The sequence below is a fragment of the Pseudomonas sp. NPDC089401 genome, from assembly GCF_044749485.1.
GTDB lineage: Bacteria > Pseudomonadota > Gammaproteobacteria > Pseudomonadales > Pseudomonadaceae > Aquipseudomonas.
In genome coordinates, this window is sequence record NZ_JBIVIA010000003.1 from 248,009 (window position 1) to 267,665 (window position 19,657).

At 63.7% G+C, this 19,657-nt stretch carries 14 protein-coding genes; 7 read left to right on the forward strand and 7 right to left on the reverse strand.

Translation table 11 applies throughout. The features are described from left to right. Nucleotides 1–57 precede the first annotated feature (57 nt). Nucleotides 58–699: a TetR/AcrR family transcriptional regulator gene (locus ACIP21_RS08585; RefSeq protein ID WP_400686403.1), complete on the forward strand. Its 642-nt coding sequence runs from the start codon at nt 58–60 to the stop codon at nt 697–699. A gap of 63 nt (nt 700–762) precedes the next feature. Here ACIP21_RS08585 and gstA read toward each other — a convergent pair whose 3' ends face one another. Further along, nucleotides 763–1,368 carry a glutathione transferase GstA gene (gene gstA, locus ACIP21_RS08590; protein ID WP_400686404.1) on the reverse strand — a complete coding sequence of 202 codons (606 nt, stop codon included), beginning with the start codon at nt 1,366–1,368 and terminating at the stop codon, nt 763–765. Between the two features lie 258 nt (nt 1,369–1,626). On the opposite strand from gstA, the gene ACIP21_RS08595 reads away from it, so the two are divergent. From ACIP21_RS08595 to ACIP21_RS08605, 3 genes are all read left to right on the forward strand, one after another. Further along, nucleotides 1,627–3,348: an ABC transporter permease gene (locus ACIP21_RS08595; RefSeq protein WP_400686405.1), complete on the forward strand. Its 1,722-nt coding sequence runs from the start codon at nt 1,627–1,629 to the stop codon at nt 3,346–3,348. A 9-nt stretch (nt 3,349–3,357) separates the two neighbouring features. Then, entirely contained in the window at nt 3,358–4,653 is a 1,296-nt protein-coding gene (locus tag ACIP21_RS08600) for a nitrate/sulfonate/bicarbonate ABC transporter ATP-binding protein (protein ID WP_400686407.1), read from the forward strand. A gap of 242 nt (nt 4,654–4,895) precedes the next feature. After that, nucleotides 4,896–7,061, forward strand: coding sequence for a cytochrome P450 (locus ACIP21_RS08605; protein WP_400686409.1), 2,166 nt, complete (start codon nt 4,896–4,898; stop codon nt 7,059–7,061). Between the two features lie 322 nt (nt 7,062–7,383). Here ACIP21_RS08605 and ACIP21_RS08610 read toward each other — a convergent pair whose 3' ends face one another. From ACIP21_RS08610 to ACIP21_RS08620, 3 genes are all read right to left on the reverse strand, one after another. Further along, on the reverse strand, nt 7,384–9,828 hold the full coding sequence (locus tag ACIP21_RS08610; RefSeq protein WP_400686411.1) for a TonB-dependent siderophore receptor: 2,445 nt from the start codon (nt 9,826–9,828) through the stop codon (nt 7,384–7,386). 128 nt (nt 9,829–9,956) lie between these two features. Further along, a complete protein-coding gene (locus ACIP21_RS08615; protein ID WP_400686413.1) occupies nt 9,957–10,907 on the reverse strand; it encodes a DUF4880 domain-containing protein in 951 nt (316 codons plus the stop codon). Between the two features lie 14 nt (nt 10,908–10,921). Then, complete coding sequence (locus ACIP21_RS08620; RefSeq protein WP_400686415.1) at nt 10,922–11,425, reverse strand: sigma-70 family RNA polymerase sigma factor; 504 nt, start codon at nt 11,423–11,425, stop codon at nt 10,922–10,924. 141 nt (nt 11,426–11,566) lie between these two features. Here ACIP21_RS08620 and ACIP21_RS08625 point away from each other — a divergent pair, with 141 nt between their 5' ends. The 3 genes from ACIP21_RS08625 to ACIP21_RS08635 all read left to right on the forward strand — a co-directional run bounded on the left by ACIP21_RS08625 (nt 11,567) and on the right by ACIP21_RS08635 (nt 15,533). After that, complete coding sequence (locus tag ACIP21_RS08625; protein ID WP_400686416.1) at nt 11,567–12,070, forward strand: sigma-70 family RNA polymerase sigma factor; 504 nt, start codon at nt 11,567–11,569, stop codon at nt 12,068–12,070. A gap of 3 nt (nt 12,071–12,073) precedes the next feature. Then, nucleotides 12,074–13,015 (forward strand): FecR domain-containing protein, encoded by a 942-nt coding sequence (locus ACIP21_RS08630; protein WP_400686418.1) that lies wholly within the window; start codon nt 12,074–12,076, stop codon nt 13,013–13,015. 100 nt (nt 13,016–13,115) lie between these two features. Further along, nucleotides 13,116–15,533: a TonB-dependent siderophore receptor gene (locus ACIP21_RS08635; RefSeq protein ID WP_400686419.1), complete on the forward strand. Its 2,418-nt coding sequence runs from the start codon at nt 13,116–13,118 to the stop codon at nt 15,531–15,533. 29 nt (nt 15,534–15,562) lie between these two features. Here ACIP21_RS08635 and ACIP21_RS08640 read toward each other — a convergent pair whose 3' ends face one another. The 3 genes from ACIP21_RS08640 to ACIP21_RS08650 form a co-directional block, all read right to left on the reverse strand. Continuing rightward, on the reverse strand, nt 15,563–17,950 hold the full coding sequence (locus tag ACIP21_RS08640) for a TonB-dependent siderophore receptor (RefSeq protein WP_400686421.1): 2,388 nt from the start codon (nt 17,948–17,950) through the stop codon (nt 15,563–15,565). Nucleotides 17,951–18,028: 78 nt separating this feature from the next. Further along, nucleotides 18,029–18,943, reverse strand: a complete 915-nt coding sequence (locus tag ACIP21_RS08645; RefSeq protein WP_400686423.1) for a FecR family protein — start codon at nt 18,941–18,943, stop codon at nt 18,029–18,031. Then, the gene (locus ACIP21_RS08650; RefSeq protein ID WP_400686424.1) at nt 18,940–19,491 is read right to left on the reverse strand and encodes an RNA polymerase sigma factor; all 552 of its coding nucleotides are present in this window, start codon (nt 19,489–19,491) and stop codon (nt 18,940–18,942) included. Before ACIP21_RS08650 ends, ACIP21_RS08645 begins: the two co-directional genes overlap by 4 nt. Nucleotides 19,492–19,657: the final 166 nt, after the last annotated feature.

Below are 19,657 nucleotides of genomic sequence, written 5' to 3' on the forward strand. Positions count from 1 at the left end.
GCCCGGCACTTTCCCGCTAACGGCGCGGCCCGGATCCACGCTTCAGTTGAGGTACAGATGGCACATCCAAGCAGAAAGAATGACGTTGAGAACGCGCCTCGAGGAACGGCCGATGCCTGGCTCGCCGGGGCGTTCGAGCTGTTCCTGGAGTCCGGTATCGATTCGGTGCGGATCCTGCCGCTGGCCAAGAAGCTGGGCCAGTCGCGCACCAGCTTCTATTGGTTTTTCCAGGACCGGGAGGCGTTGCTGGAGGCATTGGTAGGGCGCTGGCGGGAGAAAAACACCGGCAGCATCGTCAGGCAGGCGGGGGCCTATGCCGACACCCTTCAGGAAGCGGTGCTCAACGTCACCGACTGCTGGTTCGATCAGGGCATATTCGATGCCCGGCTGGAGTTCGCCATGCGCAGTTGGGCATTGCAGTCGGCCCCCATCGCAGCCGAAATCCAGGCTGCGGATGCGCAACGCATCGCGGCGATTGCGCAGATGTTCGCCCGCTTCGGTATCGGCGAAGTCACGGCTGATGTCTGCTCACGCGGGCTCTATCTGATCCAGATCGGCTACATTTCCATGCAGACCTGCGAAGACATCCACATCCGGATGAAACGGCTGCCGGAGTACGTGCGGCTGCTGACCCAGCACCCGCCCCTGCAAAAAGAGATGGACAGGTTCCATGCCCGTCACGGCTATGTGCCCTGCTGAATACCCCATGACGCAGACGCCGAAGCGCACTCGTCCGAAGGGGCGAGTGCGCTGGGCATGTTGTCAGATCAAGCCTTCGGCCTTCAGGGTTTTCTGCACGGCCGGGCGGTTGGCGACGCGTTTCTGGAACTCGCCCACCGTTGGCCAGGGTGAAAGGTCGATCTTGAGCATGGGTGCCCAGTTGACGATGGTGAACAGGTAGGCATCGGCCACGCTGAACGCTTTGCCAGTCAGGTAATCATTGCCTTGCAGGGCCTTTTCCACGAAGCCCAGGCGTTTGCCGAAGGTCTCGACGGTGTTGCTCTTGGCCTCCTCGGTGATGTTCGGGTTGAACAAGGCAGCGAGGGTCTTGTGCAGTTCCGTGCCGATGAAGTTCAGCCATTCCTGCACCCGTGCACGCTCCAGCGAGCCTGCCGGGGGCAGCAGGTTGGCTTCGGGTTTCTGGTCGGCAAGGTACTGGATGATGGCCGGCCCCTCGGTGAGCACTTCGCCGTTATCCAGTTGCAGGGCTGGCACATAGCCCTTGGCGTTGATCGCGTAGAAATCCCCGCCGCTGGCCGTCTTGTGCTGCTTGAGGTCGACTTTTTCGGCGGTGTAGGCCAGGCCCAACTCGTTGAGCACTATGTGTGGCGAGAGTGAGCAGGCGCCGGGTGTGTAAAAAAGCTTCATTGTCTTCTCCCATTCGAACGGGTCAGCCGTAGGCAGGCTGGCGAGATGAGGCACTGTGCAACTTACCGGTTATGGCACCAAAGGCGCTCTTCACGCAAGCCGCCTTTGCAGCATGCCACGGGCTTGCGAGCGCAATGGCCATGAACCTGTCCGCCAACTGAACCAGATCGCTGCGGCCATTGACCTGCCAGCCTGCTGGACCATACTGCCACGTGCCGGCATCGGCCTTTCCCACACCCTGACGATGGAGACCTGATCATGGCCCTCCCGTTCACACCGTCGCCAGGCCTGCGCAACGCCGCGCCCAATCGCTGGGACTGGATCCTCCTGCCGCTGGTACTCGCCCTGCTGGTGCTCGCCGCCTACGGCGCCATGCAAATGAGCCGCCCGTTCGTGGTCGGCGAGGCGTTGCCGATCTCCCTCGACCCGCTCAACCTGCCCTACTACCTGCTGCGCACCATGCTGCGGATGTTCACCGCACTCGGCTTCTCGCTGCTGTTCGCCTTCTTCTTCGCTGCGCTGGCGGCCAAGTACTGCGCCGCCGAAAAGGCCATGATCCCGCTGCTGGACGTGCTCCAGTCGGTGCCCATCCTGGGCTTCCAGGCGATTGCCATCGCCCCCTTCATCGCACTGTTCCCGGGCAACCTGCTGGGCGTGGAATGCGCGGCGATCTTCGCCATCTTCACTTCCCAGGCGTGGAACATGGCGCTGAGCCTGTACCAGTCGTTGCGCAGCGTGCCGGCAGAGCTGAACGAGGCCGCGCGGATCTTCCGCCTCTCGGCCTGGCAACGCTTCTGGCGCCTGGAGCTGCCGTTCGCCATGCCCGGGCTGCTGTGGAACATGATGATGTCGATGTCCGGCGGCTGGTTCTTCCTGGTCGCCGCCGAGGCCATCTCGGTGGCCGGGCAGGACATCAAGCTGCCCGGCATCGGCTCCTACATCGCCGTGGCCATCGACCAGCGCAACCTGGGCGCCATCGGCTGGGCCATCGGCGCGATGCTCACCGGCATCCTGCTGTATGACCAGCTGTTCTTCCGCCCGCTGCTGGCGTGGGCCGACCGCTTCCGCTTCGAAGACACCCAGGGCGACACCGCGCAGCGCTCCTGGCTGCTCGACTGGGGCCGCCGCAGCCGCTGGCTGAGCGCCTTCAGCGCCTGGCTGGCGAAAGGCTTGCAGCACGCTGCAGGCTGGTTCGCCCAGCGCCGGGACGCGAGCGTGCCCCGCCGCCGATGGCTGCGCCTGCCGGCCTGGTGGCCACGTGCCTGGGACGCCATCCTGGTGCTGGCCTGCGTCTTCGCCTTCATCGAGCTGGCGCTGTTCGTGCACCAGGATGTCGGCTGGGGCGAAGCCCTGCATGTACTCGGCCTGGGCCTGATCACCCTGTGCCGGGTGATGCTGCTGATCGCCCTCGCCTCGCTGCTGTGGGTGCCACTGTCGATCTGGATCGGCCTGCGGCCGCGCTATTCGCAGAAGGTCCAGGCGCTGGCGCAGTTCCTTGCCGCCTTTCCGGTCAACCTGCTGTTCCCGCTGGTAGTCCTGGGGCTGGTGCACTTCCAGCTCAACCCGAACCTCTGGCTGAGCCCGCTGATGGTCTTCGGCACCCAGTGGTACATCCTGTTCAACGTGGTCGCGGGCGCCGCAAGCATCCCCTATGAGCTGCGCCTGGCCGCCGACAACCTCGGCCTGCGCGGCTGGCTGAAATGCAAGCGCGTATACCTGCCGGCGGTGTTTCCCAGCTTCGTCACCGGCGCCATCACCGCCAGCGGCGGCTCGTGGAACGCCAGCATCGTCGCCGAGTACGTCAGTTGGGGCGATACCTCGCTGGTGGCCGACGGCTTGGGCAGCTACATCAAGCAGATGACCGATGCCGGCGACTTCCACCGCATCGCCCTGGGCATCGGCGTGATGTGCATCTACGTGATGCTGCTGAACCGGGTGTTCTGGCGCCGCCTGTTCCTGCTTGCCGAAAACCGCCGCTGAGGCCCTGCCATGAAACCGACGCTGATCGAACTCAAGGGCGTGAGCAAGGCCTTCCAGGCCGCTGACGGCACCCCGCGCACCGTTCTCGAAGGTGTCGACCTGCACCTGCGCGAGCGTGAGATCGTTGCCCTGCTCGGCCGCTCCGGCTCGGGCAAGTCGACCCTGCTGCGGATCATCGCCGGCCTGGTCGGCGCAGACCGCGGCAGCGTCAGCTACCGCGGCCAGCCCATCCACGGCCCGCTGAGCGGAGTAGCCATGGTCTTCCAGTCGTTCGCCTTGTTCCCCTGGCTGACCGTGCAGCAGAACGTCGAGCTTGGCCTGGAAGCCCAGGGCATGATTCCGGCCGAGCGCCAGCGCCTGGCCGACGCGGCGCTGGAGCTGATTGGCCTGTCCGGCTTCGGCGGCGCCCTGCCGCGCGAGCTGTCCGGCGGCATGCGCCAGCGGGTGGGCATCGCCCGCGCCCTGGTGATGAACCCCGAGGTGCTGCTGATGGACGAGGCGTTCTCGGCACTCGACGTGCTCACCGGCGAAACCCTGCGCGACGACATGCTCGAACTCTGGGAAGAACAGCGCATCACCACCCGCAGCATCCTGGTGGTGTCGCACAACATCGAGGAGACGGTGATGATGGCCGACCGCATCCTCATCCTCGCCAGCGACCCGGGCCGGGTGCGCTCGGAGCTGCGCATCGACCTGCCGCGCCCACGCGATGCCGACTCGGCCGAAGTCCGCGCGCTGATCGACGAAGTCTACGCACGCATGACCCAAGGCCCTGAAGCCCTCGCCGCCGCTGGCGCGCCACCGACCGTGGCGCTCGGCTACCGATTGCCCGACGCCGGCATCGCGCGAATGGAGAGCGTGCTCGAACTGATCGCCGCCGAGCCCTTCGACGGCGAGGCCGACCTGCCGCACCTGGCCGAGGAAACCGAGCTGCCCGACGAGGTGCTGTTCCCGCTCTGCGAGGCCCTCGGCCTGCTCGGCTTCGCCCAGGTGGTCGAGGGCGACATCCGCCTCACCCGCCACGGCCGCAACTACGTGACCGCCCGCCAGGCGCGGCGCCAGGACCTGTTCGCACGCCAGTGCAAGGGCCGCGTGTCGCTGATCGGTCATATCCTCGACAGCCTCCACCTGGAGCCAGCCGGCGTGCAGGAAAAGACCGTGCTCGACCGCCTGACCGAATACATGGACGCCGAGGAAGCCGAGCGCGTGCTCAAGGTGGCGATCGAGTGGGGCCGCTATGCCGAACTCTTCGAGTACGACTTCCATACACGCCGGTTGACCCTGGCACGCCAGCCACTGCCGTGAAGAAGTAAAAAAAACCTGTGGGAGCGGGTTCACCCGCGAACACCGGCGAAGCCGGTGCCATCCTGCGCGGTTGCCTGAGCAGTACGTTGCCTGACACCAGGCTGTAGAAGTGCTGCTTCACTGGCTTGCGGTCCACAAAACAGCCAATCAAGTCAACGTTGCCACTTCTAGAATCAGAATATAGATTCTTGTTTTCGCCGCCCTGTCGAGCGCTCGCAAGCAACTCACGGAGAGATAACAAGATGAACAAATGCCCGTTTTCCGACCCCGCGATGATCTGGCAAGACTTCGCGACGGTTCGCGAAGCACCCGGCTTGACCTGGAGCGCCACGATGCAGAAGTGGATCGTTTCGCGGTACGAGGACGTGGTGCAGGTCCTTCACGACCCCGAAACCTACTCGTCTCTCCCCACCGTCCCCGAGATGCCAGCCGAGCTCAAGCAACTGCTCGATGCCAAGGTCCCGGACCGAGGCACGCTGATCGGGCACGACAACCCAACCCACGATCGCCTTCGCGGGGCCGTCAACAGTTTTTTCATGCCGCGCCGCCTCGCCCACTACGAGCCGTGGATAGAAGCGCAAGCCCACGCACTCATCGACGATTTCCACGCGCAGGGTGAAGCGGACTTGCGCACACGCTTTTCCTCCCCCCTGCCGCTCAAGGTCATCAGCCACATCATCGGCCTCGATCCTTCGCACTCCGATCGTTTCTACAACGCCCTGCAGTTCTTTACCGGCCCATCGAGCGAAAAAGCCCAGCCGCTGATCGAACTGCATGAGCACATCATGCAGATCATCGAGCAACGGCGTGATGATCGACGTGACGACTTGATCAGCCATGTGTGGAATGCGCGGGACAGCGGCGAAGCGCCGATGACCGACTTCGAGATGCTTTCGTTGTTTCCGGGCCTCATGCTGGCTGGCCATGAAACATCCGCCAACCTGATCGTGATGGCGCTCGCTCACTTGCTGTCGGAACCGGGCCGCTACGAAGCAGCGCAGCGGGACGACGCCAGCCGGGTACAAGCCATCGAAGAAGCGCTGCGCTATGAGGCGCCTATCACCGGGATGCCGCGCCGGGTTACCCGACCCACCGTGTTGTGCGGTCAGATGCTGCAAACCGGAGACGAACTGTTCCTCGCCTACGGCTCAGCGAATCGTGACCGCTGCCATTTCGCGGATGGCGAGGTATTTCTACCCGATCGTGGTGCTTCTTCTCAGCACATCGGCTTCGGTCAAGGCATTCATGCGTGCCTGGGCGCCCCTTTGGCACGGCTGATACTCAAAGTGGAGATGCGCGTGATCCATGCGCGGCTGCCGGGATTGCGCCTCGCCATCCCTTATGAGGCGCGTCAGTATTTCCCCATGCGTGAAGTTCGCGCGCTGGTAAGCGCCCCATTTGCCTGGGATGTCCTCGACAGCCACCGGCACAAGCCTCGCGCCCCCCTGCCCGAGGTGCCGGCTCCACTGGAGCAGTGGTTGCCCTCGCAAGTCGTCCAGCGCAGGGCAGTTGCCGAGGGCGTCATCGAACTGGCCATCGCTCGCCCGCAAGGCGCCTCGCAGACCTGGCAAGCCGGTGCCCATATCAGCCTGAAGCTTGGCACCGATCTGGTCCGCCAGTACTCCTTGTGTGGAAGCCTCGAGGACGCCGATCTGTGGCGCATTGCCGTCAAGCTGGAACAAACAGGCCGCGGCGGCTCATCACAGATTCATCGACTCTTGCACCCTGGCGCGGCGCTGCACATCACCGCACCGCGCAGTAACTTCCGGCTCATGCCCGGCGATGGGCCCTCCCTTCTGATTGCAGCAGGCATCGGCATCACGCCGATGTTGCCGATGATCGAAGCCCTGCGCTATCGAACTGCGCCATGGCGACTGATCTACATCGGCCGTCGCGAGGAGGAAATGGCCTACGCTCGCGAACTCAAGGCGCTTTATCCGACCCAGGTCACGCTGTGGTTCAGTGCTCGCCACGGGCGCTTCGACCTGGCGCAAACCTTGGGCCGGGAGAGCGCCAGCACGCAGGTCTATGCCTGTGGCCCGCAAACGCTTCTGGATTCACTCAAACCGCTGTGTGCCGAGCTCCGGCTGAAATTGACGGTAGAACACTTCCAGCCACCGGCTCACGACGCGGGCGATGATCAAACGTTCGACGTCGAGCTCGCATCGACCGGTCAACGGATCGCCGTCGGTAAGGATGAAAGTATCCTCAAGGCCCTGGCGCGCGAAGGCATCCATGTCTTGTCGACGTGCCAGGAAGGGACGTGTGGCTCTTGTGAAGTCGGGATCGTCGAGGGCCAGGCTGTGCATCGGGACAGCGTGCTCAGCGCAGAAGAAAAAAGCATGAACCAGAGCTTGATGGTTTGCGTTTCTCGGTGCGCAGGGGGGACCTTGCGTCTTGATCTCTGATGCCTGAATTCGCTGTCGATTTCTGCCCATCTCTGCGGCCAACTACTGGTCGTGAATTGCCGGTTGTGAGTGGCGATATCCGGCTCCAAGCCGTCGCTGAAATAGAACCCTCTTCGTGGATGCCACGCGCACTCTGAGGGAGCGGGTTTAGCGGAGCATCGAACCGCCGCGCAGCAGGCGCCGCGGTGGATGGCACCGGCTGTGCCGGTGTTCGCGGGTAAACCCGCTCCCACAATGGATGGTGGTCGGGCTCAACGGCAGCTCTGGGTCGGTCCATGCCTTGGGGTTAGTGCGGTGTTCTGATGCGTTCGCCGTGAAATGCTCAGAAGTCGTACCGCACGTCCATCATCACATGACGCGGCGCGCCATACTGGCCCCAGCTCCCGGCAATGCCGGAATAGTATTTCTCGTCGAACAGGTTGTTCAGGTTGACCGTGCTCGACAGGTGATCGTTGAAGCGATATCGCGCCATCAGGTTGACCACGCTGTAGTCCTTCTGGGTAACGCGCGCACCGTACCGGCTGAAGTACACCGAATGGCTCGAGTTCCAGTTGACCCCGCCCCCCACGGTCAGGCGCTGCAGGTCGCCGGGGAGCTGGTAGGTGCTCCACAGGCGCACGGTGTCCATCGGCAACTGCGTAGTCAGGCGTGCGCCGTCGGCATCCTCGGTCCGTGAATGGCTGTAGCCAGCCTGAACGTTCCAGCCCTGGCTCAGTTCACCGCCCAGTTCCAGGTCGATACCCTTGGTCTCGGCGCCGCTCACACCGCGGTAGTAGTCCTCGGTTTGATTGGCAGTGCCCGGGATCACGCGAGAGCCGGCGAACTCCGCCACGTTGTCACGCTTGATCAAATAGGCCGCGACGCTGGCGTTGAGGCGTCCCTCATAGAACTCACCCTTCCAGCCGCCCTCGTAGTTCTTGCCTACTACCGGATCGAGAACCTGGCCATTCGCATCGCGGGCATCCTGCGGTTTGAAGATGTCGGTATAGCTGACGTACAGCGACTGCTCCGGCGTCAGGTCGTAGACCAGGCCGGCATAGGGGGTGACCACGCCGCGCTCTTTCATGCTGTACGCGGACGGGGTGCCGTTGGGCAATACCTGCAGGAAGTAGTTGTAGCGGTAGTTGCTGGCACGGGCGCCGAGGATCAGGTGCAGGCTGTCGCTCAGGTTGAAGCGGCTGGCAACGAAATAGCCGCTCTGGCGGGTGCTGACATCGTAGTCCATCACTGGGCTGTAACCGGCCTTGTCAGGCTTGGGCAGTTCATGGTCCCAGTTGTGGAAATCGAGCGAGGTATCGCCGAATTCATCGGAGTGGTGATGGTTGACATAATCGAGGTAGTTGGCGCCGAAAATCAGCTCGTGGCTGCGCCCGAACAACTCGAACGGGCCCTGCAGGGTAGCGTCGACGGCGCGCTGACGTTGGGTGACATCGGCCTTGCTCTGGTCGATCAGCGCTGTGCCGTCGGGGCTGATATTGGAGAAGTTCGACCGGCTGTAGTAAGCCGCGGCGTCCACGTCGCGGTCCACGTTCATGTAGGTGGTGCCAACCTTCAACTGCCAGTCTCCGGCCAATTGCTGCTCGATGCCGATGTTGTAGTTGGTGGTTTCGATACGGTCGACGCTCCAGCGTGAGCCGGAACTGGTGGAGCGCGAGAAGTCGGTCGGGGTACCGTCGTTGTAGATCAGTGGCACGCCCTGGGCACCCGTGGGGCGGTAGCGTTGGTGCTCGATGCTGAGCCGCAACACGGTGCTGTCGCTGAGGTCGGTTTCCAGTGCGCCGTAGGTGATGTCCTTGTCCTGCTGGTACCAGTCCATGAAGGTGTGGTTGAGCTGCTTGGCGGCCACCAGCCGACCGCGCACATTGCCGGTAGCGGTCAGCGGGCCGGAAACGTCGGCCTCCAGGCGCCGGTAGTCCCACGAGCCCACGCCCCCTTGCACATAGGCCTTGAAGTCACGGGTCGGGCGCTTGCGCACCACGTTGACCACGCCGCTGGGGTCACCAGCACCGGTCATCAGGCCGGTCGCGCCACGCACCACCTCGACCCGGTCGTAGATCGCCATGTCCAGCAAGGTGCTGGGCATGGTCCGGGTCTGGTTTTCCTGGTAGGTGGTCACGCCATCGAACTGGTAGGTGTTCAGGGCGCTGCCGCGCGAATAAATGTTGAAGCGCTCGCCGCCGTCCTGGGACATGGTGACACCAGGCGTTTCCTTGAGCACGTCGGCCATGGTGGTGAGGTGCTGGTCATCCATGCGCTGGCGCGTGATCACGCTGATTGACTGCGGGGTTTCACGCATCGACAGGTTCATCTTGGTGGCAGTGCTGGTCACTGCGGTGGTGTACGAGCCGGTGCCTTCGGTGGTCTCACCCAGGCCGTCGGCGTTGATGCTGGTGGCGCCCAGTTCCAGCGCACCACTGGCGGTACTCTGTGCAATCAGCCGGTAGCGGTCGCGCGCCACCTGCACAGGCTGCAGGCCGGTGCCGGCCAACAGCAACGACAGGCCCTGGGCGACGCCATGGTCACCGCGCAGGCCCGGGCTGCGCAGGCCACTGGATAGCTTGGCGTCCACCGCCACCATGACCCCGGCTTGCTGGCCAAACTGCGCCAGGGCGCTGTCGAGGCTGCCGGGGGCAATGTCGAAACGGCGGCTGCCGGCTTGCTCGGTAGCCGCCGAGACGGCCTGAACAGGTAGCTGGAAGGTGGCCATGGCAAGGCCGATGACCAGCGGGCGCAGGCGGGTAGCGAGCGGGGTGAGACGAGACTGCATTGAGGCGATCCTTGGCAGACAGTGGGCGAATCAGAAGGGGTTTGCCTGTCTTGATGCGCGAGAATTGGAAATCTGCCCGCCGATGGCGATTTTTTTCGATGCCGCTTCTGGGCCTTTCATGCACCGGCTCAAGCCGGCAGCACATTCACCCAATACCCCAGCACCCGCTGCACCCGCACAGGCAGTACCTGGCTCAGCAAGTCCAGGCTGGCATCGGGTTCATCGAGCGAGAATGTGCCGGTCAATTGCAGCCCGGCAACGCGCGGGTCCCAGCGCAGCACGCCTTTGCGGTAGCGGTCCAGTTCCGTCAGCAGTTGCTCCAGCGGCATGCGCTCGGCGACCAGTTGGCCGTGGGTCCAGGCGTCGGCGCCCAGCGCCAGTGGCACCGGCGCATCAGCGCGGGAGGCACCGAAGGCCTGCTGCCAACCCGCAACCAGCTCGCTGTGGGCGCCCTGGCCATACTCCACCAGCGCCCCGCCCTCCAGTAACTGCACCAGGGTCGAACGTGGCTGCTGATGCACGATCAGCCGCGTGGCGCCGCCTGGCAGCACCCGGGCCTGGGCAGTGCGCAGGCTGACCTGGGCCCCCTGCTCCACCTCCAGCAGCACCCGCCCACGGTTGAGCGTGAGCACGCGCATGCCTGCCACCCGGTCGCTGTCCAGCGCGCTGCCAGCGTCGAGCTGCAGGGAAAGGCCGGCGTCCAGCTGCCAGCGGTGGCGTTCCCCGGTGGCCGTGGTGAGGTCGCTGAACAGCCCCGGCAACAGGCTGCGCTGGTGCACGCTGTAACCGCCGGCCAGCATCACACCAGCGCCCGCAAGGCCGGTGAGCACTGCCCTGCGCGTGACCTGCGCTCGCGCGTGCAACAGCGTGCGCGCATTCGCCGCGCCAAGCCCGTTGGCCCCTTCTCGCAGGCCCTGGCCCAACCCTGCCAGGCGCTGCCAGGCCAGTTCATGCTCAGGGGATTGCTGGCGCCACTGCGCACAGGCCATGTGTTCGCCCGCGCTGCACGCCCCAGACTGCAAGCGGACCATCCACAGCATCGCCTGCTCCAGCACGTGCGGGTCGAGGCGCGGGGGCACCGCCGGGCCGCCGCTCACTGGCCGTACACCGCGGCGTAGCAATGGCGGTAGGCCTTGAGCATGTCCTTTTGCACCATGTTCACCGTCAACCCCAACTGTTCGGCGATCTCGGCATAGGCCAGGCCATCGAGCTGGGACAGCAGGAACACCTCACGTACCCGCTTGCCCAGCCCATCGAGAATCTGCCCCACGGCGTCCAAGGCCTCCAGCACCAGCAGCCGGGTTTCCTCCGACGGCTGAAGCAGCGGGTCGAGCCGGGCCAGGCTGTCGAGGTAGGCCCGTTCGAGCGCCTGGCGGCGAAAATGCTGCAGGCACAGGCGCCCCGCCACCGTTGCCAGGTACGCGCGTGGCTCGCGCAGGTGCGCCGGCAGTTCGCTGCGCAACAGCCGCACGAACGTGTCCTGGGCGAGGTCGAGCGCCTGCTCGCGGTCGCCCAGCTTGTTGCGCAACAAGTTGACCACCCAGCTGTGGTGCCGCAGGTACAGGTCGCCAATGGCCTGGCGGTCGACGGGGGGCATGGCACGAGCCTCCGGAAGTCAAATGAAGAAAAGTCGCGCATGATAATACTTATCATTAATGCGATTCCAGACGGCCCTCCCCACCCACTACGCTAATGAGATAGATTATTATTCAAATCCTCTCACGCTTGGCCTCGCGCAATGCCAGAAACGTCTTCCAGTCAGTCACTGCACCAGTTGTACCTCGATAACCACGGCTGGCTGCAGCAATGGCTGCGGCGCAAGACCGGCTGCCGGGAACAAGCCGCTGACCTGGCCCAGGACACCTTCATGCGCTTGCTTGGCCAGCGCAAGCTCGAAGAGCTGAAACAGCCCAAGGCCTATTTGAGCCGCATCGCACGCAGCCTGATGATCGACCAATTCCGCCGTCGCCAGCTTGAGCAAGCCTACCTGCAGAGCCTGGCGGCGCTGCCCGAACCTGTGGAAATTTCTGCGCAGGAACGCAGCAGCATCCTGGAAACCTTGCTGCAGATCGACCGGATGCTCGATGGCCTGCAGCCAAGAACCCGCACGATCTTTCTGCTGGCTCAGCTCGATGGCTTGAGCCATGTGGCCATCGCTCGGCAGTTGAATGTGTCCGCCAACACCGTCAGCAAGCACTTCGTGCGGGCCATGGCGCATTGCCTGCTGCTGATCGGGGACTGAGGCGTGAGCGCTGAACTTGACCTGAAAACCCTGGAAATCGCCGCGCAGTGGTATGTGGACCTTGCCGATGACAGTGAGGCCATACGCGAAGCCCATCGCCAATGGCTGCTTGATGACCCCCGTCATGCCCAGGCCTGGGCACGGGTGGAACGGCTCCAGGCTGCATTCGGCCGGCTTGAACCGCGCGCAGCGCGCCCCGCACTGCAATGCGCCCAGGCCAACCGCCGTGCGGTTCTGAAGGTGCTGGCGCTGCTGGTAGGGAGCAGCGGCTTGATCAGCCTCGGCGCGCACACGCAAGCATGGCGCAAGATGATGGCCGACTACTCGACCGGTACGGGCGAGCGCTTGCCCGTGACGCTGGCCGACGGCAGCCAACTGCTCCTCAATACCGGCACCTCGCTGGATATTTCGTTCGACGAAAACCTGCGACACGTGCTGCTGCGTGAAGGGGAAGTGTTCATTCAGACCGCGCCTGACCCCTTGGCCCGGCCCTTCATCGTGAGCACTGCATTTGGTGACCTGCACGCCTTGGGCACGCAGTTCCTGGTGCGCATTCACCCAACCCATGGGCGCGTCGCTGTGCTCGAACACGCCGTCGAATGGCGCTCACCGCGCTCAGCCAATGCGCCTGTACGGGTCAACACCGGTCAGCAGTTGGACTTCACCGCACACGGCGCAGACGTGCCTGAGCCGCTGGCCAAGGGCGCAGACGCCTGGCGCAACAACCTGCTGGTGGTCAGTGACTGGCGCCTGGCGGATGTGATTGCCGAGTTGTCACGGTATCGCGCAGGGCACCTGGGCTGCGATGGCCAGGTGGCTGGGCTGAGGATATCGGGGAGCTTCCAGCTGGGCGACATCGATGTGGTGCTGGACAACCTGAGCGCGATGCTGCCCATCCGGCTGCGTCGATTCACACGCTACTGGACCCAGGTGGAACCTGCCTGAACATTTTTCTGCATCAGGTGTTGGAGCTTTTCCTTCTCGCTCGGCTTAACCAGTACAGGCGCAAAGACGCCGGATACTTGCCATCGACGAAGGACCCCACATGTCACGTAGCAGCATGCTGTACCCTCCTTGCAAAGCTCGCCTGCTGAGCGTCACCTTGCGCGGCGCCCTGTGCACCACTGCGATGTTACCCGTGCTCATGGCCGCCCCGGCCTGGGCGCAGGCAGCCAATGCCGAGTACGATTTCGCCATTGCCAGCAGCCCCCTGGAAGACGCAGTGGCCGACTATTCGCGGGTTGTGGGGGTGACGGTATCGTTCGACCCAGCAGCTGCCCGGGGCCGGCGCTCGCCTGGCGTGCACGGGCATTTCAGTGCCGGCGCAGCGCTTGAACGCTTGCTGATGGGCACCGGCATGCAGGCGGCGCGACATGCAGAAGGCAGCTACACACTGCAACCGGTCGATGTTCAGGCAAGTGCAATCGAGCTCGGCGCAACAACGGTATCGAGCACAGGCCTTGGCGGTACTACCGAAGGCACGGGTTCCTACACCACCGGGACCGCCTCGATGCTCAAGGGCAATACCCGGCTCAAGGACATTCCACAGTCCGTTTCCGTCATCACGCACCAGCAGATGCAGGACCAGAACATCAAGACCGTCGACGACGCGATGATGGAAACACCGGGCATCAGCAAGTCGGTGACCAACGCCGGAAACCATGTGTTCCTGTCGCGTGGTTTCGAGATTCGCAACTACCAGTACGACGGCATCCCGATGGGATACTGGGCCAAGGGCGGTGCTGGCAAGCAGGCTGACATGGCCATGTACGACCACGTCGAGGTACTGCGCGGGGCAGCCGGCATGCTGATCGGCGCAGGCGACCCCAGTGGCACGGTCAACCTGGTGCGCAAACGCCCCACTGACGACTTCCGCCTGGACGTTGCTGCACAGGCTGGGTCCTGGAATGACTACCGCACCGAGCTGGATGTAAGCGGCCCGCTGAGCGATGACAAGCGCTTGCGCGGACGCACCGTGCTCTCGTACGAAAGCAAAGACTACGCCTACGACAGAAGCCATACGGAAATGCCGTTCTTCTACGGCGTCATGGATTTTGCCCTGGCCGAAGATACCGTGGTTGCCGCCGGCCTGCGCTATCAACGGGCGTGGCAACCACGGGTGTGGGCGGGCAACCTGCCAGGCTCGAACAACGGCACCAACCTGCACCTGTCACGCTCCACCGGCCTGGCGCCTGACTGGGCACGCGAACGGGATGAAACCTACGAGTTCTTCGTCGACGTAAAGCATGACTTCAACGAAGACTGGCACGGCAAGATCGGTATCAATCATCTTCAGATCAGGGACAACTACCGCAGCGTATGGGTGTTGGGCTCCGTGGCACCCTCGACCCTGACTGGCGCACGGCTTACCCCGTACTACTCTGGGGGCATGAGCCGCGCAACCGGCCTGGATGCAAACCTCACCGGCACGTTCGAAGCCTTCGGGCTGGAACACCGGGTGATCATCGGCGCCAACTACCTCAACGAAAGCGAAAACTACGCCCAAGGGTATGGCACAGGCTATCCGATCAATTTCAACGCCCTGGATGTCAACGTACCGAAACCCACCCGCATCAACCTGTCACCGGCCAATGACGAAACGATCAACAAGGGCCTCTACGGCAACGTCAACCTGCAACTGGCCGAGCCGCTGCATGTGATCCTCGGTGGCCGTGTGAGCGAGTACAGCTATGACGAAGTGTTCGCCGGGCAGCCAACCTCGGCACAAGAACATGGCCAGGTCACGCCCTACGCTGCCGTGCTGTACGACCTGACGCCTGAGTGGACGCTCTACACCAGCTACACCGACATCTTCAACCCGCAGTACAACTACAAAAGTGCAACGGGCGGTGCGCTGAAACCCACCACCGGCTACAACTACGAGGCCGGTATCAAGGGGGAACTGTTCGATGGCCGCCTCACCACTTCGTTGGCAGCGTTCTATACCCGTCAGAAAGACCGTGCGCAAAAGCTCGATGAGAATGAGTGCTCGGCCAGTCGGCCGACCTGCTACACCGTGGGCGGCGAAGTCGAAAGCAAAGGCATCGAACTGCAGGCCAGTGGTGAACTGCTTGAGCGTTGGCAGGCCAGCGTCGGCTACACCTATAACCATCAGGTATACGTCAAGGACATCAGCGAAAGCGGCAAGAACTTCAACAGTTCAACCCCCAGGCACCTGCTGCGCGCCTACACCAGCTACCAGTTTGCCGGCCCCTTGGAGCGTTTGACGGTGGGCGGTGGCATCACGGCGCAAAGCGACACGTACTACCTGAGCGGCGCCTATACCTATGCGCAGAGTGGTTATGCGGTCGGGAATGCCTTCGCGCGCTACCAGTTGGACGATCACTGGAACGTTCAGCTCAACGCCAACAATCTCTTCGACCGCTACTACTACGAAGATCAGGGCGGCCGCCGCTATGGCACCCCGCGTAACTACACGGTGACCGTGCGCGGCAGCTTCTGACGTTTACCGCTGCGCAGCAGCCTGCACCTTCAGAACCTGTACTTGAGGCTCATCATCACGTTCCTGGGCATGCCATAGATGCTTTCACCGCGTACCGGGCTGTCGCCGATGCTGGCGTAGTAGCGGCGGTCGAACACGTTATTGAAGTTGACCTGGGTTTCCATGTGCTCGGTCGGGTTATAGCCGAGCATCAGGTCCACCAGGCTATAGCCGGACTGTTCGATGGTGTAACCCGTGCCCTTGTTGTAAACCCGGCTCTGGGTGTAGAGCGTCCCACCCACGCGCCACCGCTCCATTGGCCCAGGCAGTGCGTAGGTGGTGGTGAGCTTGAACAGGTGGCGTGGCAGGTCGGTATCGAAGTTCTTGCCTTCGTTGGCCGCGTTGCTGTCGCGCACGGTCTTGACCGCGTTGAAGGTATAACCCCCGCCCACCTGCCAGCGAGGCGTCAGTGCGCCCTGCAGCTCAAGGTCGATGCCCTGGCTGCGCACCTTGCCCGAGGCGCCGTAGCAGGCGACTCCGGTGTTACCGCATTGGGCATCGCTGAGCTGGAAGGCACGGTTGACCTGGTTCATGCGGTACACCGCCAGGGTGCCGTTGAGCAAACCCTCGAACCACGCCCCCTTGAGCCCTACTTCGTAGTTCTTGCCCACCACCGGTTCAATCAGGCTGCTGTCAGCGGCGCGGTAGTTCTGTGGCTTGAAGATATCGGTGTAGCTGGCGTACACCGAATACTGCTCGTTCAAGTCATAGACAAGCCCTGCGTATTTGGTGACGTTGCGGGTCACCTTGTAACTGGCGTGCCCCGGCGTGCCGTTGCTCCAGTAGTAGTCGGTGGAGTAGTCGTACCAGTCCAGTCGGCCACCGAGAATCAGCGTCAGCGGGTCGGCCAGTTTGAAGCGTACCGTGCTGTACAAACCTTTCTGGTTGATATCAATCGCCTGGCGGTCGCTGTCGCGCGGGGAGCGCGTCTTGGCAATGCTCGACGGGTCCCAGCTGTTCACGTCGATGCCGTTGGCCAGGATGCGGTAGCTGGCACCGTTGTACAGGTACTTCTCCTGGTAGCGGCTGGTGCCCACCACCAGTTGATGCTCGCGCCCGAACAACTGGAACGGGCCACTGGCGAACAGGTCGTAGCTGCTCTGGCGGTCGTGGTACATTGCGTCGGCCAGTTGCAGGTTGAAGACGTTGTTCAGGTTGGGATCGATCACCTTGGTGGCGGCAAGGTCAAGGGTGCTCCAGGTCTTGTTGACGTTGAACTGCAGCTTCCAATCGCGGGCCAGGCGCTGTTCGAGGCTGAGAAACGCCATTTCGCTGGTCTTGTCCCAGAAGTCCCAGTCGGTGCCCAGGTAGGTCGACCGCGACAGGTGCAGGTCACTGCCGTTCGCAGCCATCGGCAGGCCACCCCAGGTCGTGTTCTGGTTGTCTTTCTGGCGCGAGGCGCCAACGGTAAGGGTGGTGGCATCGCTGAGGTCCGCCGCCAGTACGCCATAGAACAGGCCCCGCTCGGTCTCGGCGTGGTCCTGGAAGCTGTGGTAGTCCTGATAGGCGCCCACCATTCGCCCGCGCAGGCTCCCCTGTTCGTTCAACGGGCCGGATACGTCGACTTCACCACGGTAGCGGTCCCAGCTGCCGCCGCTCACCTGGACACTGGCCTGGGGCGTGGCAGTGGGCTGCTTGCGGACCATGTTGATCGACGCCGATGGGTTGCCGGCGCCCTGCATCAAGCCGGTGGAACCGCGCACCACCTCGACACGGTCGAACATGGCCATGTCGGCGGCGTCCACGGCGTCCGAGCCGCCACCGCCGGTGGTGGTGGGCACGCCGTCGTACATCAGGTTGTCGATCAGCGTCCCGCGGGCGTAGTAACGCTGGCGGTCGGCGCCGAGCATCTGCACGGTCAGCCCCGGGGTGGTCTTGACCACATCGTTGAGCGAGTTGAGCTGCTGATCGTCAATGCGCTGGCGGGTGATGACCGTTGCCGATTGCGGGGTTTCTTTCAAGGTCAACGGCAGCTTGGTCGCACCGCGAAGGGGGCCGGTCGTATACGAGCCGCTGCCTTCGCTGGTTTCGCCCAGGCCACTGCTGTTCACCGTGGTGGCATCCAGTTCCAGGCTATCGCCGGCAGGGGCTGCGATCAGCCACACCGCACCTTGGGTATCCAGGCTCAGGCCACTGCCCATCAGCACCATGCGCACCGCCGATTCGGTGTCGTAGCGCCCTTTGAGCGCTGGTGCGGATTTTCCAGCGACGGTTCGCTCGTCGAAGGCCAGGCTCACTCCGGCCTGCAAGCCAATCTGGCGCAGGGCCTGGGACAGAGGCTGGGCAGGCAAGTCGAAGTCGAAGCTCGCGGCAACGGCCGGAATGCTCAGAACCAGGGCCGAGCCTACGACCAGGCTTCGGGAGGCGTTGTACAGCATGGGGCATCTCTCGTTGATGGGATAGATACTCCCTGACGCAGGAGCGCCACGTTTCCCTGATGTCCGCTGCAAAAAAAACTAACGGGGCAAGAGCCAGGTGGCGTCTTCACGCGTTTGCAGGGTGGCGTTGGCCAAGGCTGGCAGGGTCTGGACGAACGTTTCGACATCCCCCAGTTGCACTACCGCCGATAGCCGCTGCGGTGACTGGCCGAAGACCATCAGGGGGCGCCGCAGGTAGCGTGACAGCACCGCAGCCACCTCCTGCAGGCTGGCGTCCTCGAAGCTGAGGTTGCCGTCAGCGAAGCTGAATGCCGCCGCTGCCGAACGGTGCAGGCGGGTGAGCTGCCCAGCGGCGTTGCAGCGCACTACCTGACCGGCTTCGAGCAGCGCCTGCTCGGTGTCACTGTCGACCTGCACGCGCCCGTGCTCGACGCTGACTTGCACCTGCTCAGGCAGGCGCTCGACCACAAAGCGTGTGCCCAATACCCGCACCCGGGCCAACCCGGCCTCGACCAGAAACGGCCGTTGGCTATCGCGTTGCACGCCGAAGATCGCCCGCCCGTGCAACAGCACCAGGTGCCGCTCCTGGCGGGTAAAGCGCACCAGCAAGCGTGTGTCGGCGTCCAGGGTCAGCTGGCTGCCGTCCGCCAGTTCGACCGTCAACTGCTCGGCGATACCGGTGGCGTAACGCAGCTCGCGCCCGACCAGGCGCGACCATGCCAACCAGCCCCCAAAGCCCGATATCGCCAGCAGCCCAAACAAACTGCCACCGAGCAACCTGCGGCGCTTTACGCCCTCCATCGCCCCCGCCAACGCCTGGGTCTGCGAGGTATGGGCAAAACCCTCCCACAGGTCGGTGAACGCCTGGTACTCCTCGGCGTGCCGTGGGTCGGCCGCCAGCCATTGGGCAAAGCTGGCACGCTCAGGGTGGTCACTGGGCAATTCGAGCAGGCGGGCAAACCAGCGTGCGGCCTGGTGGCGGGCATCCGTCACGACAACAGCGCCCGGGCCGCACGCAGGTCGAGCATTGCGCGAATCAGGTGACGCTCCACCGCCGACAACGAAATCCCCAGCAGCGTGGCGATTTCCGGCTGCCGCCGGCCTTCGATCCGGGCCAGCCAGAACACTTCTCGGCACCGCGGTGGCAGGCAATCGAGAATGCGTTGCAGCGCGTCCAGGCGTTGGGCCAGGTCTGCCAGGTGTTCAGCCGACGGAGCAACAGCGCCTTGGCCGGAGACGGTCATCAATGGCTCAAGCGTGCCTTCGCCCTCGGGCAGCCCGACATAGCGGCGCGCCTCACGGAAATGGTCGATCAGCACCGAGTGGGCGATGCGCCGCAGGTAGGCATTGGGCTGCTCGATGGGCCGCCGCTGAGACGCCAGCACGAAGCGCACGAAGGCATCGTGCAGCACATCACATGCGCGTTGCATGCACTGGGTGTGCCGCCCAATCCCCAGCAGCAGGTCGGAATATGCCCACTGCAAGTTAATGCCTTTCCACTCCATTGCACGGCCCCCACACTCAGCAAGAGCGCGGATCATAGGCCGCTGCAACCCTCAGGGCAAATGGGAATCATTCTTTACAGCGAGTTTATGGCTAGCCGCTCCATGATCTTCCCCTGCTGATCAGGCACACACCTCCAGTCCGGCGCCGCCTTGGTAGGAGCTCGCGATGGGGCGCGCAGCGGACCCGAAGTTTCACACTGTA

Bases quoted from the DNA above. Each gene is read 5' to 3' on its own strand.
- ACIP21_RS08585 (WP_400686403.1), top strand. From the start codon at position 58: ATGGCACATCCAAGCAGAAAGAATGACGTTGAGAACGCGCCTCGAGGA.
- gstA (WP_400686404.1), bottom strand. From the start codon at position 1,368: ATGAAGCTTTTTTACACACCCGGCGCCTGCTCACTCTCGCCACACATA.
- ACIP21_RS08595 (WP_400686405.1), top strand. From the start codon at position 1,627: ATGGCCCTCCCGTTCACACCGTCGCCAGGCCTGCGCAACGCCGCGCCC.
- ACIP21_RS08600 (WP_400686407.1), top strand. From the start codon at position 3,358: ATGAAACCGACGCTGATCGAACTCAAGGGCGTGAGCAAGGCCTTCCAG.
- ACIP21_RS08605 (WP_400686409.1), top strand. From the start codon at position 4,896: ATGAACAAATGCCCGTTTTCCGACCCCGCGATGATCTGGCAAGACTTC.
- ACIP21_RS08610 (WP_400686411.1), bottom strand. From the start codon at position 9,828: ATGCAGTCTCGTCTCACCCCGCTCGCTACCCGCCTGCGCCCGCTGGTC.
- ACIP21_RS08620 (WP_400686415.1), bottom strand. From the start codon at position 11,425: ATGCCCCCCGTCGACCGCCAGGCCATTGGCGACCTGTACCTGCGGCAC.
- ACIP21_RS08625 (WP_400686416.1), top strand. From the start codon at position 11,567: ATGCCAGAAACGTCTTCCAGTCAGTCACTGCACCAGTTGTACCTCGAT.
- ACIP21_RS08635 (WP_400686419.1), top strand. From the start codon at position 13,116: ATGTCACGTAGCAGCATGCTGTACCCTCCTTGCAAAGCTCGCCTGCTG.
- ACIP21_RS08640 (WP_400686421.1), bottom strand. From the start codon at position 17,950: ATGCTGTACAACGCCTCCCGAAGCCTGGTCGTAGGCTCGGCCCTGGTT.
- ACIP21_RS08650 (WP_400686424.1), bottom strand. From the start codon at position 19,491: ATGATCCGCGCTCTTGCTGAGTGTGGGGGCCGTGCAATGGAGTGGAAA.